Genomic DNA, 20,940 nt, shown 5'->3' on the forward strand with positions numbered 1-20,940 from the left:
AGTCTTACGATCTGGGCTTTAGTTTATTGTATCAAATATCCGCGACACACAATTAGTCTTTGGGAATTCCTAATTTAACAAAGCTCTCTTCCCTTATCCCATCCATCAATTTGGTTTCCTTTAAAAACTGAGGCCAATATTTCGAAAGGTCCTCACTTAGCATGTATGCTTCACACTCTTTTAGTTGGTTTATTACTGATTGAGGAATTTGCTTCTTCTCTGCCCAGCTATAAAATCTTTGGTATTCAACAACAACGGCTTGCTTAAGTTCTTCAGGCATCACTTTGGTATTGTAATATAGTGGTCTATCAAGCATATTAATGTAAAAGCCATCAGGTTCAATAATCTGCTCCATCAGGCAGGTTCGGTACAATTCAGGTAAATTCTTAATGGATAAAACAGAAATGGTTGGAGCAATAATAAAACGAATGTGTTTCAAAGGTCGAACTGCGTCTCTATTCTCCTGAAACTGCTGCCAATTGAAACCTTTACGGATGTATTCTCCTAATTTTCCATGTGCATCTATGCTAGCAAGAATTTCAACTTCGGGAAATTGTTTCCAATATTCGAGTACATCATATTCACCAAACTTCAAAACCGAAAAATTGGTATTGTATCGCAATTTCATTTGTGTTGTCTTATGCTTTACCAGCCAGTTGAGCAATTGATAATGCTCCTTGGTAACCAAAGGCTCGCCTCCTGCAAAATAGATTTCTTTGGCTTGCAGCAAGGCTTCTCCACTTTCTGCAATAAACTTATCAAAATCAGCAATGTTTTGTAATAAAGCTATTTCTCCCAAATTTCGCTTCAACTGCTTCGCTTCTGGAAACCATGCAGAACTGGCTCCATGCCAACAAGTGCGGCAAGCAAAATTGCAGGCATTGGAAAATCGAATATCAAAGTAAATGGGCAATTGAGGATGTTCTTTTTCAAACAGCTCTCCGAACTTTTCATGTGTTTCTTGTCTGATACTTTTCCCTCCTGCTTGTTCTAAACGCTGACATACACCACATCTGTTATCTGCTTCACCTTTCTCGAATTTCTCACGAATCGTATTTATTTCTTCTCCATTCCAGATATCCTTATAGCTTTGCGTATTACAATCGCCATAAGGGATATTGGCCACGCAACAGGCCTTTACTTTTCCTGCGTTTCCTACATGATAGTGGATCCAAGGCATTAAGCAGTAAGGTGTTTGTTTTGTCATGGAGCAAAGAAAAGAATTAAAAATGATGAATTCGCAATTATAACAAAAGAACATATTATATACTCATATTAAAATCTCATAAACAGAAAAAAGAGGCTCTTTCCTGCCTCTCTTTTCTTATTCATTTTTACTCGGTAATCAATTTATTTAATAAACCAATCACCTCTTCACCATCCCAAAGCGCTGCCCCTAAATGTTCAACTACTACTTCCCCTTTTTTATTAATTATTATGGTATTAGGAATTCCATCTCCACCAAACAAATTTGGCTTTAACTCACTCTCATAACGAAAGTATTTCAACCCCTTCATGTCTGGTCTCCTCTTCAACAATCTATTTACCTTTGCTGAACTCTCATCTGTTAAGAAGAGAAACTCTACTTTCTCATTTCCTTCGAATTGTTTATTCAAAGACACCAAGCTAGGAAATTCGGCAAGACATGGAGAACACCATGTACTCCAAAAATTAAGGAAAATCACTTTCCCTGAATAATCCCTTAAAAGATAATCGTCACCTTTCATATCCTTAAATTTCCAATTCCATTCATTTTCTGAAAGAACATGTAAATCATTCACTCTCTTTTCAAGAAGTATCTCCTCAGGTTCATCAAGCAAGTTTTCGAAAAAAGTTGCATTTGCCTGTCGCACCTCCGATTTCCAGGCAAAATACCATGGTATCGAAACAATAATTCCTCCTAAAATAAAACCTACTACCAAAAAGAAAAGTCGTATCTTTAATAACATATTTAATTTTTTCATTAATCCTTTTTTCACACTATTTCACTAATACATCTTTCATTGCAATAAAGAACAAGCTTTCTTTAACTGGCTGTCGGTTATACCCAAGCGATCAGTTAAGGTATAATCCTTTTGAATATCAGGAATCACACCATGACCATCGTACATGTTCCCATCAGGTTGATAAGAATAGATTCTTGACATTTTCACTTTAATTCTCGAATTCGGCAGACGTCTGCTTTTTGAAAAACCACTACCTCCTCCGGTTGTGTTTCCTAACAAACGAACATTATCGCCTTGCCTAATTCCAGCTGCAAAAATATCTGATGCACTAAAACACCCTTCGTCCACCAACACGATAACTGGCTTAGTGTAGTAGTAAGTGCCATTATCACTTGTCTGGCTTACAACCATATAGTGATACTCTGTGAATTTATAAGCGCTGACAGAACGAACAGGCTTAAAAGATCTTTTGATTTTTTTGATTGCCTTTCTCTCGGCTTTAGAGTATGCTTCATAATTATCAGGATAAGCATAACGTGCAGGCAAGTAGCCATTCTTAGGATGAGTATCCTTGTCTGCATCAATTCGGTAACGCGCCACATTGGTAACCTTTGGCTCTTTAATAAAGTAAGGCAACAACGCTTTTAATGGTGCTCGGCTACCGCCTCCGTTGCCACGTATATCAATAATCAGGCCATTGGTATTCTTAAATTCCCCCATGGCTTTGTGCAAAGACTCTATAAATTCATCCTCATCATCCATATGTTCCTGAAATGCCAAGTAACCAAGGTTTCCCTCTAAAACCTCCTTTTTGAAATAATTTCTTTCCATAGCACTTTGAGGATTGTATTTCTCAAGCTTTACCTCTTCAATGATCTGTTTTTCACCATTACCAAAGCACAGCGTAACACTCTTACCTACCTCCTGGCCTGCAAGCTTTAACATTAAACCACTAAAAGAGAGGTAATCCAAAGAGTTGCGCTCAACAAACTTTGGTGTTGTTTTGGATATGAATCTCTCTGCAATTTTATACAAGTCCTCTGTTGGAATTCCATTAACAGAAAGAAGCTGAGGATAGTCTTTCTTGTATAGGTTTTTCTTACCAACATTTACAGCAATAAAGTTTTTTCCCTCTTTTATAAGCTGAAATGGAAAGGACATCAATTCCGATTTCTCGGCAAAAAGATATCTCATGCTAACACGGCTGTGGCCATCCCCAAAGTTGGCCATGAACATTTTTAACTGAATGGCAAAATCACGCTTTGAAATGCCATTTCTCAAATCCTGACGAATCACATCCAAGGCCGCCTTGTAATCGAAGGGGCGCAGTTCGGCATAGGAATAATTGTTCACAATCTGCCACTCCAGGTGCTCCAGATCATGAATTGCCTGGTCTGCACCTATCCAATCCTCTTGTGTTTGAGCATATCCATCTAACCTGCGCTGAAGGTATTTCAAGTCTGCAGGATGCTCAGAGTAATGCTTTCTTTGAATCCTATTCTGACCAATCATTTTCTCCATATAATCGGTTGCCAGATCACGATTTCCCTTTTTCAGATTAAAATCTTTAGTAATGATTTTTCCATTTTGCTCAAAAGCAACCTTTACCGTTTCGCCTCGCTTCATCTTCATATCATCCATGATATAGTGCAGGTATCGGGTAAAACAAAATTTCCAATCGCTAGGATCCATATCTTGGGCATAGTCAATATACTCACCCACAGGCTTTCCTTCTATACTTAACAACTTCACCCAAGCATCCTGATATTCAACATAGGGAAGATTCTCACGATATTCCACTTTTGGAAAAGGTGTTCGTTTGTCTTTTTTTTCCTTGGCAACCACCACCCCAACAAGCATTAGAAGGGCTATTGTTACAACACTTAATTTTTTCATTTATATCAATTTTAATGCTCTCACCATGCTGTCCACACAAAGTTTAAGCTGATTTCTACTTTTCACTTCTTTTGGAAGCGAATATATCGGAGCAGCTATGGAAAGAAAAACCAAATCGACGTAGGATGATTCCCAATCGATTTGACGAAAGAGTTCATCGACTTGTTTTGAATCAAATTCTCTACTTTTACAATCGAACCAATTCAATTAAAAATGATCACATACCAGGAATTTTTGGAACACTTAAAAAAGCCGAAAATCAAGAATCGCATACGAATATTTTTTCACAGCCTTTACATTTTTGCCTTCCTGTTTATATATGTCCCCGCTTATGATATCAATTGGCCACTGGAGTTCCCTGACTTCTTTTATCGAGATGTATTTGAATATGGGTTGACCAGCCTGTTTGTTTACATTCTTTATTTCCTAAAAGGGAAATTGGCATTGAATAAAAAGTATCTTTTATTTGCAGGCCTGATAAGCCTCATGCTTATTTCTCTCATCCCAATAGCCTATTTTAAGAATACTCAGCCTCACCTGTCGGATCCATCATTTGCATCAGTATTCGATGATATGATGCAATACATAGGTTTTGGAGGCATACTCTTTCTTACGTTCCTTGCTATTGATCATCTAGACTATATTTTTTCAAGCAGGTATCACAAAGTAAAAGAAGCTCTCGATGAAACCAAAAATCAATTACTTCGCCAACAGTTTCATCCCCATTTTCTTTTTAATGCTTTGAATTCGGTTTACAGCATGTCACTGAACAATCACCCGTCTACACCAGATACCATATTAAAACTATCGGGGATGATGCGTTACCTGACCGACGAGGTGAATTTGAGTAGAATCCCAATTGAAAGGGAACTTAAATTCCTAAAAGAATACATTGCCATTGAAAAAATCAGGTTTGGAGAAAAAGCGAATATCATTTTTGAGACTGAAGGCGAAAGCAAAGGGAAATTTATAGAGCCTTTACTGCTAATTCCATTGGTAGAAAATGCATTTAAGCATGGCTTTTACACCAACAATTCTGAAGCTTTTGTTCATATTAATTTGAAACTGGAAGACAAGGTGATGAAGTTTACGGTTCAAAACAGTATCTTGAGCAACAAGCCGGAAAAATATGAAGAAAGAGAAGGCAAAGGGCTGGACAACTTAAAAAACAGGCTACAGTTAAGCTATCCTAAAACTTCAAGATTATCGCTAACAGAACAAAACAAGGTTTACCTGGCAGAACTGGAACTTAACTTGGAAGCATGAAAATCTATACCACAATCATTATAGACGACGAACAACTGGCTATTGATGTCCTGAAAAACTACCTGACCAGATATCCACAATTCAAACTATTGGAGTGTTTTACAGATCCCGAAGAGGCATTTGCCTACCTTAATTCGCATAAGGTAGATATGGCATTTACCGATATTGCCATGCCAAACATTTCCGGAACCGAACTGGTAAAGTTGACTACATCCGATACAAAGTTCGTGATGGTCACCTCCTATTCCGATTATGCCATTGAGAGCTTTGAGTTGGATGTGATTGACTATCTGTTAAAGCCTGTCCCCTTCGATCGGTTTGCAAAAACCATCGACCGTTTCCTTAGCCTGGACATACCAGCTACAGAGACAAATAAAGCGATGTCACCTTCCTTTTTCATCAAAGAAGGAGATGAATATGTAAAAGTTTGGGTGAAAGACATCGACTACATTGAAGGCATGAAAGATTATGCCAAAATCTATTGCGGAAAGAATTACTACCTGGCACTTAAAACCTTAAAATCACTGGAAGAAATATTAGCCCCTTATGGTTTTATGCGTGTACATAAATCTCACATCGTACCGCTAGAAAAGATTACCCAATTCAATGGTCGAGTGATTCTTATCAACACAAATCAAATTCCAGTTGGATCGAGTTACCGTGAAACCTTAAAAGTATATATGGAAAACAAACGCTTATAACAAAAAGAGAGATACTGCCGTATCTCTCTTCCTATAAGGTAAATTGATAGTTACCAATTATTCTAGTCTGCCATTAAAACAGATAATGCGATACAGTAGAATTTCGATTTTTCGCTCTCGCTTCTCGACATTACTACCACTGGTTTGGTTGTTCCTTGAATTAATCCACCAAGTTCTCCACCACCAAACAGCATCAATCCTTTGTAGAAAGAATTACAAGCTTCTAAAGATGGGAAAATCAAACAATCTGCTTCTCCATTAATTGGTGTTGGAATTCCTTTAATTTCAACTGATGCTGGATCACAAGCCAAGAATACATCCAATGGTCCGTCTACAATACAATCTTTAATCTGACCACGATCAGCCATTTTACAGATAATTGAATCATCTACGGATCCCTGGAATGCAGGATTTGGTTTTTCAGTAGCAGAAATCAAAGCAACCTTAGGTTTCTCAATTCCGAACCTCTTCGCCATCTTAACCGAATAGTTCACCATTGCAACCTTCTGATTCAAATCCGGATAAGGTAAAACTGCAGTATCAGATACAAATAAAAGCTTGTCATACTTCGGTAAATCAAGAGCACAAACATAGCTCATTACTGCTTTTGGAGGCAACAAGCCCTTTTCTTTGTTTAAAACGGCTTTAAGGAATTTATCTGTCCCTACCAAACCTTTCATTACAACGTCCGCGTCATCTTCTCGAGCCATACGAACAGCCTCTGTTGTTGCCTCAACATCGTTAGGAATGTGAACAATGGTAAAGATTTCAGGATTGATTCCTTCAGCTTCAGCTTTTGAACGAATTTCCTTCTCATCACCAATCATTACAGCTTCTACAAAACCTTCATTAATGGCTTTTGCAATAGCTCCAATTGTATTAGGATCTTGTGCGTAAGCAACAGCAATTTTCTTCTTTTTTCCGCTTTCGCGAAGATGGTCGACCATTTGGTCCAGGGAACGAATTGGGGACATATATTTTTAGTTTAAATATTTAGAGACGTACGGCCGTACGTCTCTAAATGAAATATATTATTTTGAAGCAACTAAAGCTGCTAAAGCAATCGAATATAATTTTGTAAGAACACTATCACCACGAGATGAAAGAATAGCTGGACATTTTGCTCCAACTACAAATGCACCAAGTTCAGCCTTAGCCAATTTTGTATTTGTTTTGTAGAAAACATTACCCGATTCGATATTTGGGAATACCAAACAGTCAGCATCACCAGCAACTTTTGATTCTAATTTCTTAATCTCTACTGATTCCTTATCGATAGCAACATCAATTGCCAATGGTCCATCAACATAAGCATTTTTAATCTGACCACGATCAGCCATTTTAGAGATAATAGTCGCATCAACACAAGCTTCCATTTTTGGTAAAACTTGCTCTGAAGCAGCAACCAATGCAACCTTTGGAGTATCGATACCTAAAGCTCTTGCTACATTAATTACATAGTTAGTTAATGCAACTTTTTGGTTTAGGTCTGGCTGAGGAATAACAGCAACATCACTACATACCAATAACTTGTGGTAGTTTGGATTTTCCATTACTGTAACGTGACTCAAAACAGCTTTAGGAGGCATTAATCCTGTTTCTTTGTTCAAGATTGCTTTCATGTACTTATCTGTACTTACCAATCCTTTCATAATCATGTCGCCTTCACCATTGCGAATCAACTCAACTGCTTTTTGAGCAGCTTTTATTTCAACTGGCTCATGTACTACAGTGAATTTAGTAACATCAATATTGTGCTCAGCACAAGTCTTCTTGATGGTCTCCTCATCACCTACTAATGTAGCATCAACAATCCCTTTTTCTACAGCATTGTTAACAGCTTCAATGGTATGTGCATCGTTAGCATAAGCAGCTACCAAACGTTTTTTCTCGTTACTTTTCAGAACGTCAATGATTTGCTCCAAACGTGTAATCATCTTCTTAATGTGTTTTAGTGTTGTTTTTAGGAATTAATTCCCGCTTGATTTAGTTGTAAGGCAAAAATATGAAATAATTACGAATCACATCTAATACTACAAATAAAACTTACAATTAATTACAAATATTAAAATTATTCTAACAATATGACATTTTGGCGACAGTAAACAGTAAACAGTAAACAGTAAACAGTAAACAGTAAACAAAGCTACAAGAATGCATGTCCAATGCAACTGATAACTGACTTAGTCTTTTTTAAGAGGAATAGAAAAATAAAAGGAAGTGCCTTTTCCTTTAACGCTGCTAACCCGAATTTGTCCGCCATTTAATTCAACGAACTCTTTACTCAACATCAAACCGAATCCAGTTCCTGTTTCGTTAGCAGTTCCTTCACTGGTAACTACAGTATCAATTTTAAACAGATTTTTAACTTGAGTTTCTGTCATTCCAATACCTTCGTCCTTCACCTGAACAATGGCAAAGTTTTCTTTCTTAATCGCTCTTAATAAAATGGTTTGGTTTGCGTAAGAGAACTTAATTGCATTCGACATCAGGTTTCTGATAACCGTATCTACCATTGATTTGTCAGCATTTACTTGTAAGCTCTTAAAGTCTCCCTCTACACTAATATCTTTCAATGATGCCAAATTCTTGTGAAGTTCCAGGTTTGATTGTAATATCTCAGCTAAATCAAACTCTACTCTATTAAGTTTGAACTTTCCTTTCTGAACATTCGCCCATTCCAATAAGCTTTCTAAAAGCTTGAAGGTATCATCAGAACTTTTGTAAATCATCTCGGTAAGTTCCTTTTTTTCTTCTTCAGATAACATATCTGCATCTCTTATCAGCATTTTAGAAAATCCACGAATGGCATTAAATGGATTTCTTAAATCATGACCTATTATCGACAGAAACCTATCCTTTGCCTTATTGGCCAATAATAAACTCTCATTGGCATCCTGAAGCTGAACTGTACGCTCAGAAACTATCTTCTCTAACTCTATCATATGCTGCTGTGCTCTTCGCTTGCTGTATTGACTTGACAAATACACAACTAATAAAATTAGGATCAATTCGGAGAGAAGGGTATACCAGCGCAAATACCAAACCTGATTTACTCGTAAAGGAATAATTCTATTTTCACTCCAGGAGTAGTTTCCTTCATGCTTACAGCGAATACAAATTTCATAGTCCCCAGGTTCTAAATCTGATACAATAACCTGATTTTTATTTGAAAGAGATTTCCAATCCTTTATTTTTACATCTCCTCTCATTACACAGTATTGAAACTGATTTTGCTTCTGAGGATAGATAATAGCTGTTACATCCATCAGTAACATTGAGCCTGCAGTTACTTCCAGAGAACTATTCGGCTGAATAAACCAAGACTCTTCCTTGGCGATATGTACAATGGGTTTTGGCGTATTGGGAATGGTATCTGTAATATGTGCAAAAGCTAAACCATTTGACGTTCCAACCCAAAGAAATCCCTTATCGTCGATTAACAGATTTCCGACCGTAAAAGTTTTTGATGGTAATCCTTGGTCTGGAGTAAATAACGAGACCTCATCTTTACGTTTTCGAATAATACCATGACTGGTAGTCAGCCACAAAGCATTAAATTGATCAATTACAACAGCATTTATTTCGCTGTTGCTATAGGCTCCTAGATTAACTCGTTTAATATTAGAATCAGAGTATTTAAATAATCCCGAAGAACTGCCAATATATAAGGTATCCTTTACCAACCACATATCACGAATCCAAAAATCCATGTTACCAACCTCAGGAATATCGATACTAATATTCTCGAACCTATCTTTATTACGGTTGTATTGGTACAAATATGAATGTTGATATTCTCCTCCAACGAACAAAGTGTTATTTTCCCCTATAAAAACATCCTGCACTATTCTTCTTTCATTAAAATCTTTAAAATAGCTTTTAATTGTACCTTCATACAAATTTACTTGAAACAACTCTTTGTCTGCTACAACCCAAACAATATCAGCGTTTTCAAATTCTATTTCCGATATACTTTGAGTACTAACTTGAATGGTTTTAATTAATTCATTTCTTAAATACAATAAGAGTTGGCCTTGTTCTGTTCCTATTAAAGTATATTCTTCAAATTGCTGGAATGTATTCAATGATCCTTCAAACTCTATATCCAGCATATCAATATGCTGTTCATCAACAACTTTAAACAAATGACTTCTGCCAGCACAAATTAATTTTCCATCAGGTGCTTTTCTTATGCTAGCTACATATTCTGAATTTGCAGTCAAAAACTGAGAAGTAAAGAACTTCTTCTCCATAACAATTACTCCAGAATTTGTAGAAACCCAAAATTTCCCAAAATCGTCTTTGAACAAATCATTTACAGTAAAATATGGAAATCCTCCAACTGGATAAAACTTGTGCTCGTTATTTAATTCAATTTCTACCAGGCCTTGAAACCATGTTCCAACAATTACTCTACTTTCATTAATCTGTTCAAAACATGAAGCAATTATATCTTTTGATATAGTCTCGGTATGAACGACTCTTCCCTTAAAGTCGAAAATGATTTTTATAATCCCCAATGATGTCCCTAATAAAAATTCATTCGAGCCTATCTTAAAGGAAGAATGAACCAAAAAGCCAGGTTGATATATCGATTTATCGAAAGAATTGCTTTTCTGGTTAAAATTGTAAAACCATCCTTTTTGAGAAACTACGATAAGATTGCCATTATCACACTCCAAAAACTGAAAAGATCTTGCATAAGAGCTCGTTAAGTTCTTTTCATCCATACTATACTTCTCAATTGTACCGTTATTTAATCGATACAAATGATTGTAATCCGAAATCCAAACCTGTTGTTTCTGATCCTCAAAAACATGTTTAGGATATTTTGGTGATGCAGGATCCAAGTTACATTCAAGTATCAATTCCAAATCATTGGATGTAAAAGAAGGTGTGATTTTGTAAATTGCATCATCAGATAAAGCCAACAAGTTGCCACCTTTCAGCCTAATTAACTCTTTAAAATATTGTGACTTTCCTTCAGGTACTTGGTATAGGTGAAAATTATCATTGATCAAGGAATATACACCGGCATCTGTGGCAAAGTAATAAATCCCTAGTGAATCTTGAACTGTATATTTAACAAGTTCTTCACTTAATTTATTCTGTTTATTGTATTCATGAAATCGAAAATCGGTTCTTTGAGCATAAATCTCACAGAACACAATCATCAATAGTGATGTAATCAAAAGTTTATAAAAAGGCAGTAGCTTGGTCATATAGTCATTCTTAAAGAATCAATACCAATTGAGTTTGTCATCAATGCACTAAACGGTAATCCTTCTGATTTGTTACAATAAAATACGGCAAAATCGACTATTCATCAAATTAATAATCCATTTCACATGTGATTTAAAGCTTTTAATCCTGAAGCGGACACCTTACTTCCTTCTTTTAAAATTTCAAAAGCAACTGATATAATGGGATTTAATAAAGGAACCTTAAAAACTCAGTAAACACTATACCCTTCAGAACATGGTATAAAAAAAGCCTGACTAATAGCCAGGCTTCAATAATATATCTTAAGAATATCTTATTTCAATCCGTTCAAGATTCTTTGAGTATCTGAAGCAATTACCAACTCTTCATTCGTAGTTACTACCATTGCTGTTACTTTCGATCCTTCTTTAGAAATTACAGCATCCTTACCTCTTAAACCTTTATTTGTTTCAGCATCAAATTCAAGTCCTAGGTAACCGAAATCTTTAATAATTTTCTCACGAGAAACAGAATCGTTTTCTCCAATACCTCCTGTGAAAAGAACCAAATCAACACCACCCATTGATGCAGAATAAGAACCTACAAATCTCTTCACACGATATGCGAACATATCTAAAGCCAATTGAGCTCTTTCATTTCCACCTTCAGCAGCAATTTCTAGGTCTCTCATATCAGATGAAATTCCAGAAATACCAGCCAAACCAGACTGCTTGTTAATTAATTTGTTAGTCTCTTCAATTGAAAGGTTTTTCTTCTCTGCGATATAAAGTAGTGCACCCAAATCAAGGTTACCTGTACGAGTACCCATCAATAGACCTTCATTTGGAGTAAATCCCATTGAAGTTTCAATAGATTTACCACCATCAATTGCACATACAGAAGCACCGTTACCTAAGTGACAACTAACAATTTTCTTGTCTTCAATGTTCCACCCTAAGATATCACAAGCCTTGCTTGCAACATACTTGTGACTTGTTCCGTGGAAACCATATTTACGAACTCTGTACTTATCGTAGCATTCGTATGGTAATCCATACATAAATGCTTCAGCAGGCAGAGTTTGGTGAAATGATGTATCGAATACTGCAACTTGTGGTAAACCTGGAAGTAATTTTTCCATTGAAAGAATTCCTTCAAGGTTAGCTGGATTGTGAAGTGGAGCCAATTCACAACAAGCTGCAATGTTTTCTTTAGCTTTTTCGTCGATTAATGCACTGTCTTTAAAAAACTCACCACCATGAGCAACACGGTGACCCGCAGCGTTAATTTCTTTCAAATCAGAAATCACACCATGCTCTGGACTTACCAACGCCTTCAACACCAAATCAATACCTACACTGTGATTTGGAATATCCTGTACCAACTCAAGTTTATCTTTCCCTTCTGGCTTGTGAGTTAATACTCCTTCTTTTAGACCAATTCTTTCAACTAGACCTTTAGCTAACAATGTAGCTTCATCACCCATGTGTAGCAATTGATATTTTAAAGAAGAACTACCGCAATTAAAAACTAAAACGTTCATTAGATTTTTTTGTTTATTTGTTAAGTTTGGATTTTATTACTTGAATTTTATTCATTTACATTCCTGCTGCCTGATTTGCAGTAATCGCAACAAGATTTACGATATCGCTTACCGAACAACCTCTTGACAAGTCGTTAATCGGAGCTGCCATACCTTGAAGAACAGGACCAACGGCTTCAGCACCTGCTAAACGTTGTACCAATTTGTATCCAATGTTTCCTACTTCCAAAGTTGGGAATACCAATACATTTGCTTTACCTGCAACTTCGCTACCTGGAGCTTTTTTCGCACCAATAGCTTCTACAATTGCAGCATCAGCTTGCATTTCACCATCAATTTGGAATTCTGGAGCCATTTCTTTAGCCAATCGAGTTGCTTCTGCAACTTTATCAACCATTTCGTGTTTTGCTGATCCCATAGTTGAGAAGCTCAACATTGCAACACGAGGTTCCATTTCAGCAATTGCTTTTGTAGTTTTAGCTGTTGCAACTGCAATTTCAGCCAATTCGCTAGCTGTTGGGTTTGGATGAACCGCACAGTCAGCAAATACCATCATACCATCATCTCCGTAGTTTTTATCTTTCAAAATCATAATGAAAGCACCAGAAACAACTGAAATACCTGGCATAGTTTTAACAATTTGGAAAGCTGGTCGTAATACATCTCCTGTTGCATTTAATGCACCTGCAACTTCTCCATCAGCATCACCTGCCTTAATCATTAAAGTAGCCAAATAAAGAGGGTCTTGAACCAATTCCATAGCTTGTTCCATGGTCATCCCCTTCTTTTTTCTTAATTCAACTAAAATTTCAGCATAAGCTTCCATTTTGTCATGACTTTTAGGATCAACGATAATTGCCTTATCGATATTTTTTAATCCCAAACGATCAGCTTCTTCTTTAATTTCTTCAGGAGCTCCAATCAAAATAATTTGTGCGATACCTTCCTCCAATAAGATATCTGTTGCTTGCAAAGTTCTCTCCTCTGTTCCTTCCGGAAGAACAATTCTCTTGTTGTGTAGTTTGGCGTTTTCCTTAATCTTTTGCAATAAGTCCATTGTAGATCAATATATTAATCAGTTTTGTAATCTCGACATTGCAAATTTAGGAATAAAAAGTAAACTGTAGATTTCTAAATTCATAATTTTTGTCAGTTTTAGCTTCATTCTTTTAATAAATAATCATTCTTGATAAGGCGCAGTTCAAAAATAAAAATGTAACTTCATTTTTTAGAATCACACAGACAGCAAAACTGTTTAAAACTGGCTTAATTACTATGAATACCGATAATCATTCAAATCGTTTTATCCAATTACAGAAACAAATATCAGGAGAAGTTTTTACCGATAATACAACACGAATTTTATATGCTACAGATGCATCTGCATATAAAGTAATGCCATTAGCAGTCGTTTATCCGAAAAATGAAGAGGATATCAAAACATTGGTTCAATTTGCCAACCAGGAATCCTTATCATTAATCCCAAGAGCAGCAGGAACATCATTGGCTGGACAGGTTGTAGGGAATGGAATCGTGGTAGATATATCAAAATACTTTACCAAGATATTAGAGTTAAATACCGAAGAAAAATGGGTAATAGTTCAACCAGGGGTCATTCTGGATGAATTGAATCTTTATCTGAAAGAACATGGTTTATTTTTCGGGCCAGAAACTTCCACTTCCGGGCGATGCATGATGGGTGGTATGCTTGGAAACAACTCCTGCGGCTCCCACTCTATTATATATGGAAGTACACGAGACCATACTCTAGAAGTAAGTGCCATCTTAAGTGATGGAAGCAAAGCTGTGTTTGGAAATCTTAACAAAGATGAGTTTGAAAAAAAGTGTACAGGATCCAATTTAGAGTCGAAACTATATAATAAAATACACTCCATTCTATCTGATCAGGAAAATCAGAAAGGCATTCGACAAGAATTTCCTGACATAAATATTAAAAGGCGTAACACTGGTTATGCAATTGACCTTTTACTTGAGTCTAATTTGTATACAAACGGAGGAGACCAATTTAATTTTAGTAAGCTGTTAGCGGGATCAGAAGGTACTTTAGCTTTTACTACCGAAATAAAACTGAACCTCGTTCCAGTTCCACCAAAAGAAAAAGCATTAATCTGTGCCCACTTCGAAAGTCTTGAAGAAGCGATTCAAGGTAACCTTATTGCTTTGAAGCATAAGCCAGGAGCTGTAGAATTAATGGATGATCAAATTCTTAAACTTACAGAAGGAAACATTCTTCAGGCAAAAAACAGATTTTTCCTTAAAGGAAATCCAGGAGCTTTATTGATTATAGAATTTGCAAGAGAAACAAAGGCTGAAATCGAAGAAATCGCCAATAAAATGGAAGATGAGTTCAAAGCCAGTTCATTAGGATATCATTTTCCAATAGTTACAGGAGCCGAGAATATTGCAAGGGTTTGGGATTTGCGAAAATCCGCTTTAGGAGTTCTATCAAATATGGCTGGAGATGCCAAACCTGTTTCCCTTATAGAGGATACATCGGTAATGCCAGAGATTTTATATGATTACATTGCAGAATTTAAAGAGTTGATGAAGAAACACAACATCAGCTGTGTTTTTCATGCTCATATTGGTAGTGGAGAAATTCACCTACGACCTGTATTAAACCTAAAAGATCAAGTCGATCAGGAAAAGTTCCATGCCATTGGCCTGGATTCTGCCAAACTTGTGAAGAAATACAAAGGATCCTTAAGTGGAGAACATGGCGATGGACGTTTACGAGGAGAGTTTATTCCCGTAATGATTGGTGAAAAGAATTATGAACTCCTCCGGGATATCAAAAATACCTGGGACCCTAATCATATCTTCAATCCTGGAAAGATTGTTGATACGCCTAAAATGAATTCGCATTTGCGTTATGAACCCAATCAGGAAACCAAAGAAATAAACACCTATTTTGATTTCTCGTCCGATATGGGAATTGTTCGTGCAACAGAGCGCTGTAATGGTTCTGGAGATTGCAGAAATACACATTTGACTGGGAAAGCTTTGTGTCCAAGTTACCAGGCCAGTTTAGATGAAAAGCTAAGCACCCGAGCCAGGGCAAATCTTTTTAGAGAATTCATTAGCAATTCTGAACAGAAAAATCCATTCGATCATAAAGAATTGTACGATATTTTGGATATGTGTCTTTCGTGCAAAGCTTGCAAATCAGAATGTCCTTCAAATGTTGACATGGCTAAGTTGAAAGCTGAGTTTCTACAACAATATTACGATTCAAATCCTGTTCCTTTAAGAAGCAAGCTGATTGCCAATATCAGTAGAATAAATAAACTGGGCAGCTATGCTCCTTCCCTTTTCAATTTTGTGAATCAGCACCCTATAATTGGTAAACTGGTGAAAAATAATTTGGGATTTGCAGAAGAAAGAAGCATACCAAAGCTGCATCAAACAACACTCAAAAAATGGCATTCCAATAACGGCAATATCGAATCAAAAAGAAGGGTTTATCTGTTTGCCGATGAGTTTACCGATTACAATGATACGCCCATTGGAATCAAAACTATTGAGTTGCTTCAAAAACTTGGATATGATGTAATCATACCTAAGCATGCAGAAAGTGGGAGGACTTATCTTTCAAAGGGATTAGTAAAAAAAGCCAAATTCCTTGCCATTAAGAATGTAACCCTCTTGCAAAATATCATTAGCGAAGAAACTCCTCTAATTGGGATAGAACCATCAGCCATTCTTACATTCAGAGATGAATATATCGATTTGGTTCCTGAAAACATGCGCGAATCAGCCAAGCAATTGGCAAGCCATGTATTCATGATTGAAGAATTTCTTCACAATGAAATGCAGAAAGGAAACATTAGTCCAAATCAATTTACCACAGAAGCAAAAGAGATAAAATTTCATGCTCACTGTTATCAAAAATCATTGGCCTCTTCCCTTCCAGTTAAAGAGATATTGAGTTTCCCTGTAAACTACTCAGCGGTGGAAATCAAATCAGGTTGCTGTGGTATGGCTGGCTCATTTGGTTATGAAAAAGAGCATTACGATTTAAGCAAAAAGGTAGGCGAGTTAATTTTACTCCCGGAAGTTCGAAAAACACCACAGTCTGTTTTAATTGCAGCTTCAGGTACTTCCTGTCGTCATCAGATTAAGGATGAGACTGAACGTGAAGCACAACATCCGGTTGAGATTTTGTGGGAGGCATTAAAAAAGTAACAATTCAAAACAGACATTTTATTTAACAACAAAAATAAGTTAGTTTATCGGATAAGGCATATGCTTTGTCCGATTTATCTTGTAGTTTTATGCTTCTAAAGGTTTCTTTACTCTTGGAATCTTTAAAACAATAAATTATGAGGCAAATATTAGTAGCTATATTTTTATTAAGCAACTTGGTTCCAGTTTTACTATTTGGGCAATCAAATAAAATTCACCCAAATATGGAACATACATACTGGAACTTTATCCGTGCTAAAATTTTACCGCCTAACGCAAAGGCTTATCGATTCGAAAAAGATATTCGCATTCATCTTAAAGGAGGTTTTAACAAACAAGATTCTGTTTGTATTCAACAATTAATCGAAAAAGTAAAACCTCTTATCAATACTGTAAACATTGAACTCAATGACTCACTCCCTAATGTCACTTTATGGATAAGAAGTGGAACAGGAGCTAGAAAAATTCATAATTTTTATGGTCTACAAAAGTATGGAACCATTACATCTCAAGAGCATCAATTCTCATTTGATGATATGGAGCAAACTTTACGAAAACCATATTTAGAATATTATTTGATTAGTAGTTTAACTGCAAAGCAACACAATCCTACTGGAGATACAGGCATTGCGCAAAGTATTTTTCATGAAGATGATCCCATCAAAACTAATTTTACCGAAGTAGATCAATTTTTGATACAGAAACTATATTCAAAAGATTTTTACAGTCAATTTAAATCCAATTTTAATGGTTCGCTTATTGATTATTATTATTATCGGTTTGGAGATAGAATTCAATTTGCCAGTGAGGCAATCGCAATTATACTAGGATTTGTTTCTCTGCTCTTACTGCTAAAATTCCATTTAATTAAAACCGAATCGAAAAACTGGAAAGAGTTTGTAAAACAAGGCTTTCTGATCATCAATTGTATACTTTTCTTTTACCTGCTTTCCCAACGATTTACTGAATATAAATTCATTATCTGGCCAGATATTCTAAAAATCGTTTTACTAACGCAAGTATTGTTATTTTTTGAATTATTATTCATTTATCTAATCGAGAAAAGATTCAAAGTTCAAAAGATCTCAACCAAGCTCATCAAACAATCGGTGACAACATCCGTTTTTACCTATTTATTCTTTATTGGATATTCTTATATTTTGCCTTTAAGTTTATCATACAAAATTTATTGGAATTGGGAATTGAGTTTTGAGCAAATGACAATTGTAATCATGGTAGTTTGCTTTAGGCTGATTTTTAACTTCACCAATTTTCAAAACATACAAGAAATCAGACTTCGCGATATGGAGTTGTCAAAGTTGAAGCTACTAAAAACCAAGGCTGAACTTCAATCATTACATTCAAGAATTAACCCGCATTTCTTATACAATTCATTAAATTCGATTGCAACACTTGCCCATATCAGCCCAGAAAAAACCGAAGATATGGCTCTTGAACTATCTGATTTTTTTAGATATGCAATAAACCACAACAATCAGGATATGATTGAAATAAAAAAGGAGGTTGAAATCACTAGAACCTATTTGCAAATAGAGAAAGTCCGTTTTGGTGAAAAATTAGATTTTCAGATTGATATAGATGAAGAAATTGAAACCAGTTTGGTTCCACGCTTCTTAATACAACCACTTATTGAGAACTCCATAAAACACGGTATTTCGAAGATTCAGGATACAGGTAAAATTAAATTGGAAATCAAAAAGAAAGATGATGAATTGTCGATTATAGTTCATGATAATGGCCCGGACTTTCCTGACACTCCAATTTCTGGCTATGGCCTTAGAAGTCTGTATGAGAAATTAGAAATTATTTATGAGAAATCAGCAAAAATCACATGGCAGAACCAGCCCAACAAACACATTTGCATAAGGCTGCCACTTTCACAAAAAAAATTACCGCATGAAAACTAAATACAAATCAATTGTGATTGATGACGAACAACTGGCAAGACAGCGTTTGATCAACTTATTAGCTCCACATAATGACAGAGTTGAAATTATTGGAGAGGCAGCCAATGGCAAGCAGGCAATTGAAATGATTAACCAATTGAAACCTGATTTAATTTTCTTAGATATTCAAATGCCAGAAAAATCAGGTTTTGATATACTAAAGGAACTGCATCATCAACCTCTTGTGATTTTTTGTACTGCACACGATGAATATGCTCTTTTGGCTTTCGAAACTGCAAGCATTGACTACCTTTTAAAGCCAATCAAAAAAGAGCGTTTGGAAAAAACCATTGCAAAACTAGAGCTCATCGAAAGGGAAAATAATTTAAGTCAACTGGAAGAAATTCTTGCAAAACAGTTCAGTACAATTACAAAAAAAGAGTTGAGCTCAATACCAGTAAAGCTAGGAGACCGAGTAGCCTTTGTCGCCATAGAAGACATCACTCATTTTAAAGCTGAAGATAAATACGTAAGCATCAATAATAATGAAGGAAAAGAATTCATTATTGATCATAGCTTGAACTACCTTGAACAAAAGTTAGATGAAAACTTTTTACGTGTTCATAGATCCTGTATCGTAAATACCATGTATATAAAAGAAATAAAACGATACCTGGGAGGGCGGTACATTCTTCAACTTAATGATGTCAGGCAAACCAAAATCTCAAGTGGAAAGAATTATCACGATAAAATTAAGAGTTTAATGAATTTCTAATTTACTCATCTTATCTAAAGCAATTAAACACATATGAAACAATTCATAATAACAATCTCCCTTCTTCTCGGGTTCATTTATAGTAACGCACAGGATAAAAAACAATTGTCCGATTTTGATTTCATTATCAACAAAATTAAGAATGACTACCCCGGATATTCTGATAAAGTAAATGACGGGAATATTCAAGAATTAAAAAAACTGGAAAAGAAAACAAGAAAAATGATGATCCAATATCCTGATTCTTGTTATAAATATTTAAAAGATTATGCGGCTTGGTTTAAAGATCATCATTTACGAGTATCGAAAATTCGAAAGTCCAGTAAAAGAGAATCTCATGAGAGAAAATATTCAAATTTTAATTTGGATTCAATGCAGAAAACATCCCAAACAATTGAAGGCATTTGGATGGGATACCGAGGAAGTTTTGCCGTAAAAAAAGAGCTTCATAAATACACTGCCATTTCAATAGATCTGCGTGGCTATGAGAAAAATCAAATCATATTTGAGGCTATTGAAAAAAAGAACAACGAATTTGATTTAACCACATACCGGAATAATAGAGGCTTTAAGCCTAGCATGGAACAAGCTTCCTTGTTATTAAACAATTCAGTTCTTGAAATTCACAACGATACCAGGTTCGTTAGAAAAACTGCAAATAAGAAAGCCGATATGGCATTTTTGCTATCATACATTCCTAAACATCCAAATGGTTTAAATACCTATCCAGTAGCTCTGAGTCTTAACGATAGTACTTTTTATTTGAGAGTCCCTGGTTTTTCTACAAATACTGCCAATGATTTAGTAGAGAAACATTGGAATGAGATTACGACCAGGCCAAATTTAATCGTAGACATTAGAAACAATGGTGGAGGTCAAGACAATTATTACAAAAGGTTAGCAGAATTGATTTACACCAATCCATATGAAAGTAAAGGTGTTGAATGGTATTCTACAAAAGGAATTATTGAAGATTGGGAAGACGCAATAAAGAAAGGTCATATAAAAAAAGGCGGTGAGGAATGGGCAAATGTTCTGCTAAAAAAAATGAAAGAAAAGGTTGGTGGATTTGTAATCCATCCTTTTCACGAAGGTGACACAAAAATTGAACGTGATACGGTTTATAGTTATCCTAAAAATGTAGGCATAATAATAAATAGCGGAAATGCATCTTCCGCCGAGCAATTTCTTTTAACTGCCAAGAACAGTTCAAAAGTCATTTTGTTTGGAAATGAAAATACAGCTGGAGTTTTAGATTACTCCAATATAACACCCAAAGAATTACCCTCAGGAAAATACAAACTATGGCTGCCAGCCACGCGTTCAAGAAGATTACCTGATCATCCAATTGATAATATAGGAATTGCACCAGACATTCATATTCCATTGGAACCAACTTTTCAACTGTTTGACAGACTTGATGATTGGGTATATTTTGTAAAGAATTATTTAGAATATAAAGAATAAAAGTTGATGATATTTTACAATACCCTGT

At 35.7% G+C, this 20,940-nt stretch carries 14 protein-coding genes; 6 read left to right on the forward strand and 8 right to left on the reverse strand.

What is annotated here, in order from left to right; genetic code table 11:
• Positions 1 to 52 precede the first annotated feature (52 nt).
• The 3 genes from DF185_RS07260 to DF185_RS07270 form a co-directional block, all read right to left on the reverse strand.
• Entirely contained in the window at positions 53 to 1,180 is a 1,128-nt protein-coding gene (locus DF185_RS07260; RefSeq protein ID WP_165835971.1) for a twitch domain-containing radical SAM protein, read from the reverse strand.
• Between the two features lie 154 nt (positions 1,181 to 1,334).
• On the reverse strand, positions 1,335 to 1,964 hold the full coding sequence (locus DF185_RS07265) for a TlpA family protein disulfide reductase (protein ID WP_133249992.1): 630 nt from the start codon (positions 1,962 to 1,964) through the stop codon (positions 1,335 to 1,337).
• A gap of 36 nt (positions 1,965 to 2,000) precedes the next feature.
• Positions 2,001 to 3,842 (reverse strand): S41 family peptidase, encoded by a 1,842-nt coding sequence (locus tag DF185_RS07270; protein ID WP_110360075.1) that lies wholly within the window; start codon positions 3,840 to 3,842, stop codon positions 2,001 to 2,003.
• A gap of 213 nt (positions 3,843 to 4,055) precedes the next feature.
• Here DF185_RS07270 and DF185_RS07275 point away from each other — a divergent pair, with 213 nt between their 5' ends.
• Complete coding sequence (locus DF185_RS07275; RefSeq protein WP_110360076.1) at positions 4,056 to 5,108, forward strand: sensor histidine kinase; 1,053 nt, start codon at positions 4,056 to 4,058, stop codon at positions 5,106 to 5,108.
• Positions 5,105 to 5,809: a LytR/AlgR family response regulator transcription factor gene (locus tag DF185_RS07280; RefSeq protein ID WP_110360077.1), complete on the forward strand. Its 705-nt coding sequence runs from the start codon at positions 5,105 to 5,107 to the stop codon at positions 5,807 to 5,809. The genes DF185_RS07275 and DF185_RS07280 overlap by 4 nt, the downstream gene beginning before the upstream one ends.
• Before the next feature lie 62 nt (positions 5,810 to 5,871).
• Here DF185_RS07280 and DF185_RS07285 read toward each other — a convergent pair whose 3' ends face one another.
• From DF185_RS07285 to pta, 5 genes are all read right to left on the reverse strand, one after another.
• Positions 5,872 to 6,783 (reverse strand): phosphate acyltransferase, encoded by a 912-nt coding sequence (locus DF185_RS07285; protein WP_110360078.1) that lies wholly within the window; start codon positions 6,781 to 6,783, stop codon positions 5,872 to 5,874.
• Positions 6,784 to 6,840: 57 nt separating this feature from the next.
• Positions 6,841 to 7,746 (reverse strand): bifunctional enoyl-CoA hydratase/phosphate acetyltransferase, encoded by a 906-nt coding sequence (locus DF185_RS07290; protein WP_110360079.1) that lies wholly within the window; start codon positions 7,744 to 7,746, stop codon positions 6,841 to 6,843.
• A gap of 246 nt (positions 7,747 to 7,992) precedes the next feature.
• On the reverse strand, positions 7,993 to 11,034 hold the full coding sequence (locus tag DF185_RS07295; RefSeq protein ID WP_110360080.1) for a sensor histidine kinase: 3,042 nt from the start codon (positions 11,032 to 11,034) through the stop codon (positions 7,993 to 7,995).
• 314 nt (positions 11,035 to 11,348) lie between these two features.
• Positions 11,349 to 12,557, reverse strand: coding sequence for an acetate/propionate family kinase (locus DF185_RS07300; protein ID WP_110360081.1), 1,209 nt, complete (start codon positions 12,555 to 12,557; stop codon positions 11,349 to 11,351).
• A 55-nt stretch (positions 12,558 to 12,612) separates the two neighbouring features.
• Complete coding sequence (gene pta / locus DF185_RS07305) at positions 12,613 to 13,614, reverse strand: phosphate acetyltransferase (protein ID WP_110360082.1); 1,002 nt, start codon at positions 13,612 to 13,614, stop codon at positions 12,613 to 12,615.
• A 218-nt stretch (positions 13,615 to 13,832) separates the two neighbouring features.
• Between pta and DF185_RS07310 the strand changes: the two genes are divergently transcribed.
• From DF185_RS07310 to DF185_RS07325, 4 genes are all read left to right on the forward strand, one after another.
• Positions 13,833 to 16,763, forward strand: a complete 2,931-nt coding sequence (locus DF185_RS07310; RefSeq protein WP_110360083.1) for an FAD-binding and (Fe-S)-binding domain-containing protein — start codon at positions 13,833 to 13,835, stop codon at positions 16,761 to 16,763.
• A 137-nt stretch (positions 16,764 to 16,900) separates the two neighbouring features.
• Entirely contained in the window at positions 16,901 to 18,691 is a 1,791-nt protein-coding gene (locus DF185_RS07315) for a sensor histidine kinase (RefSeq protein ID WP_110360084.1), read from the forward strand.
• Complete coding sequence (locus DF185_RS07320; protein ID WP_110360085.1) at positions 18,681 to 19,445, forward strand: LytR/AlgR family response regulator transcription factor; 765 nt, start codon at positions 18,681 to 18,683, stop codon at positions 19,443 to 19,445. Before DF185_RS07315 ends, DF185_RS07320 begins: the two co-directional genes overlap by 11 nt.
• A 33-nt stretch (positions 19,446 to 19,478) precedes the next feature.
• Positions 19,479 to 20,912, forward strand: a complete 1,434-nt coding sequence (locus DF185_RS07325; RefSeq protein ID WP_110360086.1) for a S41 family peptidase — start codon at positions 19,479 to 19,481, stop codon at positions 20,910 to 20,912.
• Positions 20,913 to 20,940: the final 28 nt, after the last annotated feature.

The organism is Marinifilum breve, assembly GCF_003202155.1.
GTDB lineage: Bacteria > Bacteroidota > Bacteroidia > Bacteroidales > Marinifilaceae > Marinifilum > Marinifilum breve.

Bases quoted from the DNA above. Each gene is read 5' to 3' on its own strand.
- DF185_RS07280 (WP_110360077.1), top strand. From the start codon at position 5,105: ATGAAAATCTATACCACAATCATTATAGACGACGAACAACTGGCTATT.
- DF185_RS07310 (WP_110360083.1), top strand. From the start codon at position 13,833: ATGAATACCGATAATCATTCAAATCGTTTTATCCAATTACAGAAACAA.
- pta (WP_110360082.1), bottom strand. From the start codon at position 13,614: ATGGACTTATTGCAAAAGATTAAGGAAAACGCCAAACTACACAACAAG.
- DF185_RS07325 (WP_110360086.1), top strand. From the start codon at position 19,479: ATGAAACAATTCATAATAACAATCTCCCTTCTTCTCGGGTTCATTTAT.
- DF185_RS07320 (WP_110360085.1), top strand. From the start codon at position 18,681: ATGAAAACTAAATACAAATCAATTGTGATTGATGACGAACAACTGGCA.
- DF185_RS07300 (WP_110360081.1), bottom strand. From the start codon at position 12,557: ATGAACGTTTTAGTTTTTAATTGCGGTAGTTCTTCTTTAAAATATCAA.
- DF185_RS07290 (WP_110360079.1), bottom strand. From the start codon at position 7,746: ATGATTACACGTTTGGAGCAAATCATTGACGTTCTGAAAAGTAACGAG.
- DF185_RS07285 (WP_110360078.1), bottom strand. From the start codon at position 6,783: ATGTCCCCAATTCGTTCCCTGGACCAAATGGTCGACCATCTTCGCGAA.
- DF185_RS07275 (WP_110360076.1), top strand. From the start codon at position 4,056: ATGATCACATACCAGGAATTTTTGGAACACTTAAAAAAGCCGAAAATC.
- DF185_RS07270 (WP_110360075.1), bottom strand. From the start codon at position 3,842: ATGAAAAAATTAAGTGTTGTAACAATAGCCCTTCTAATGCTTGTTGGG.
- DF185_RS07295 (WP_110360080.1), bottom strand. From the start codon at position 11,034: ATGACCAAGCTACTGCCTTTTTATAAACTTTTGATTACATCACTATTG.
- DF185_RS07260 (WP_165835971.1), bottom strand. From the start codon at position 1,180: ATGCCTTGGATCCACTATCATGTAGGAAACGCAGGAAAAGTAAAGGCC.
- DF185_RS07265 (WP_133249992.1), bottom strand. From the start codon at position 1,964: ATGAAAAAATTAAATATGTTATTAAAGATACGACTTTTCTTTTTGGTA.
- DF185_RS07315 (WP_110360084.1), top strand. From the start codon at position 16,901: ATGAGGCAAATATTAGTAGCTATATTTTTATTAAGCAACTTGGTTCCA.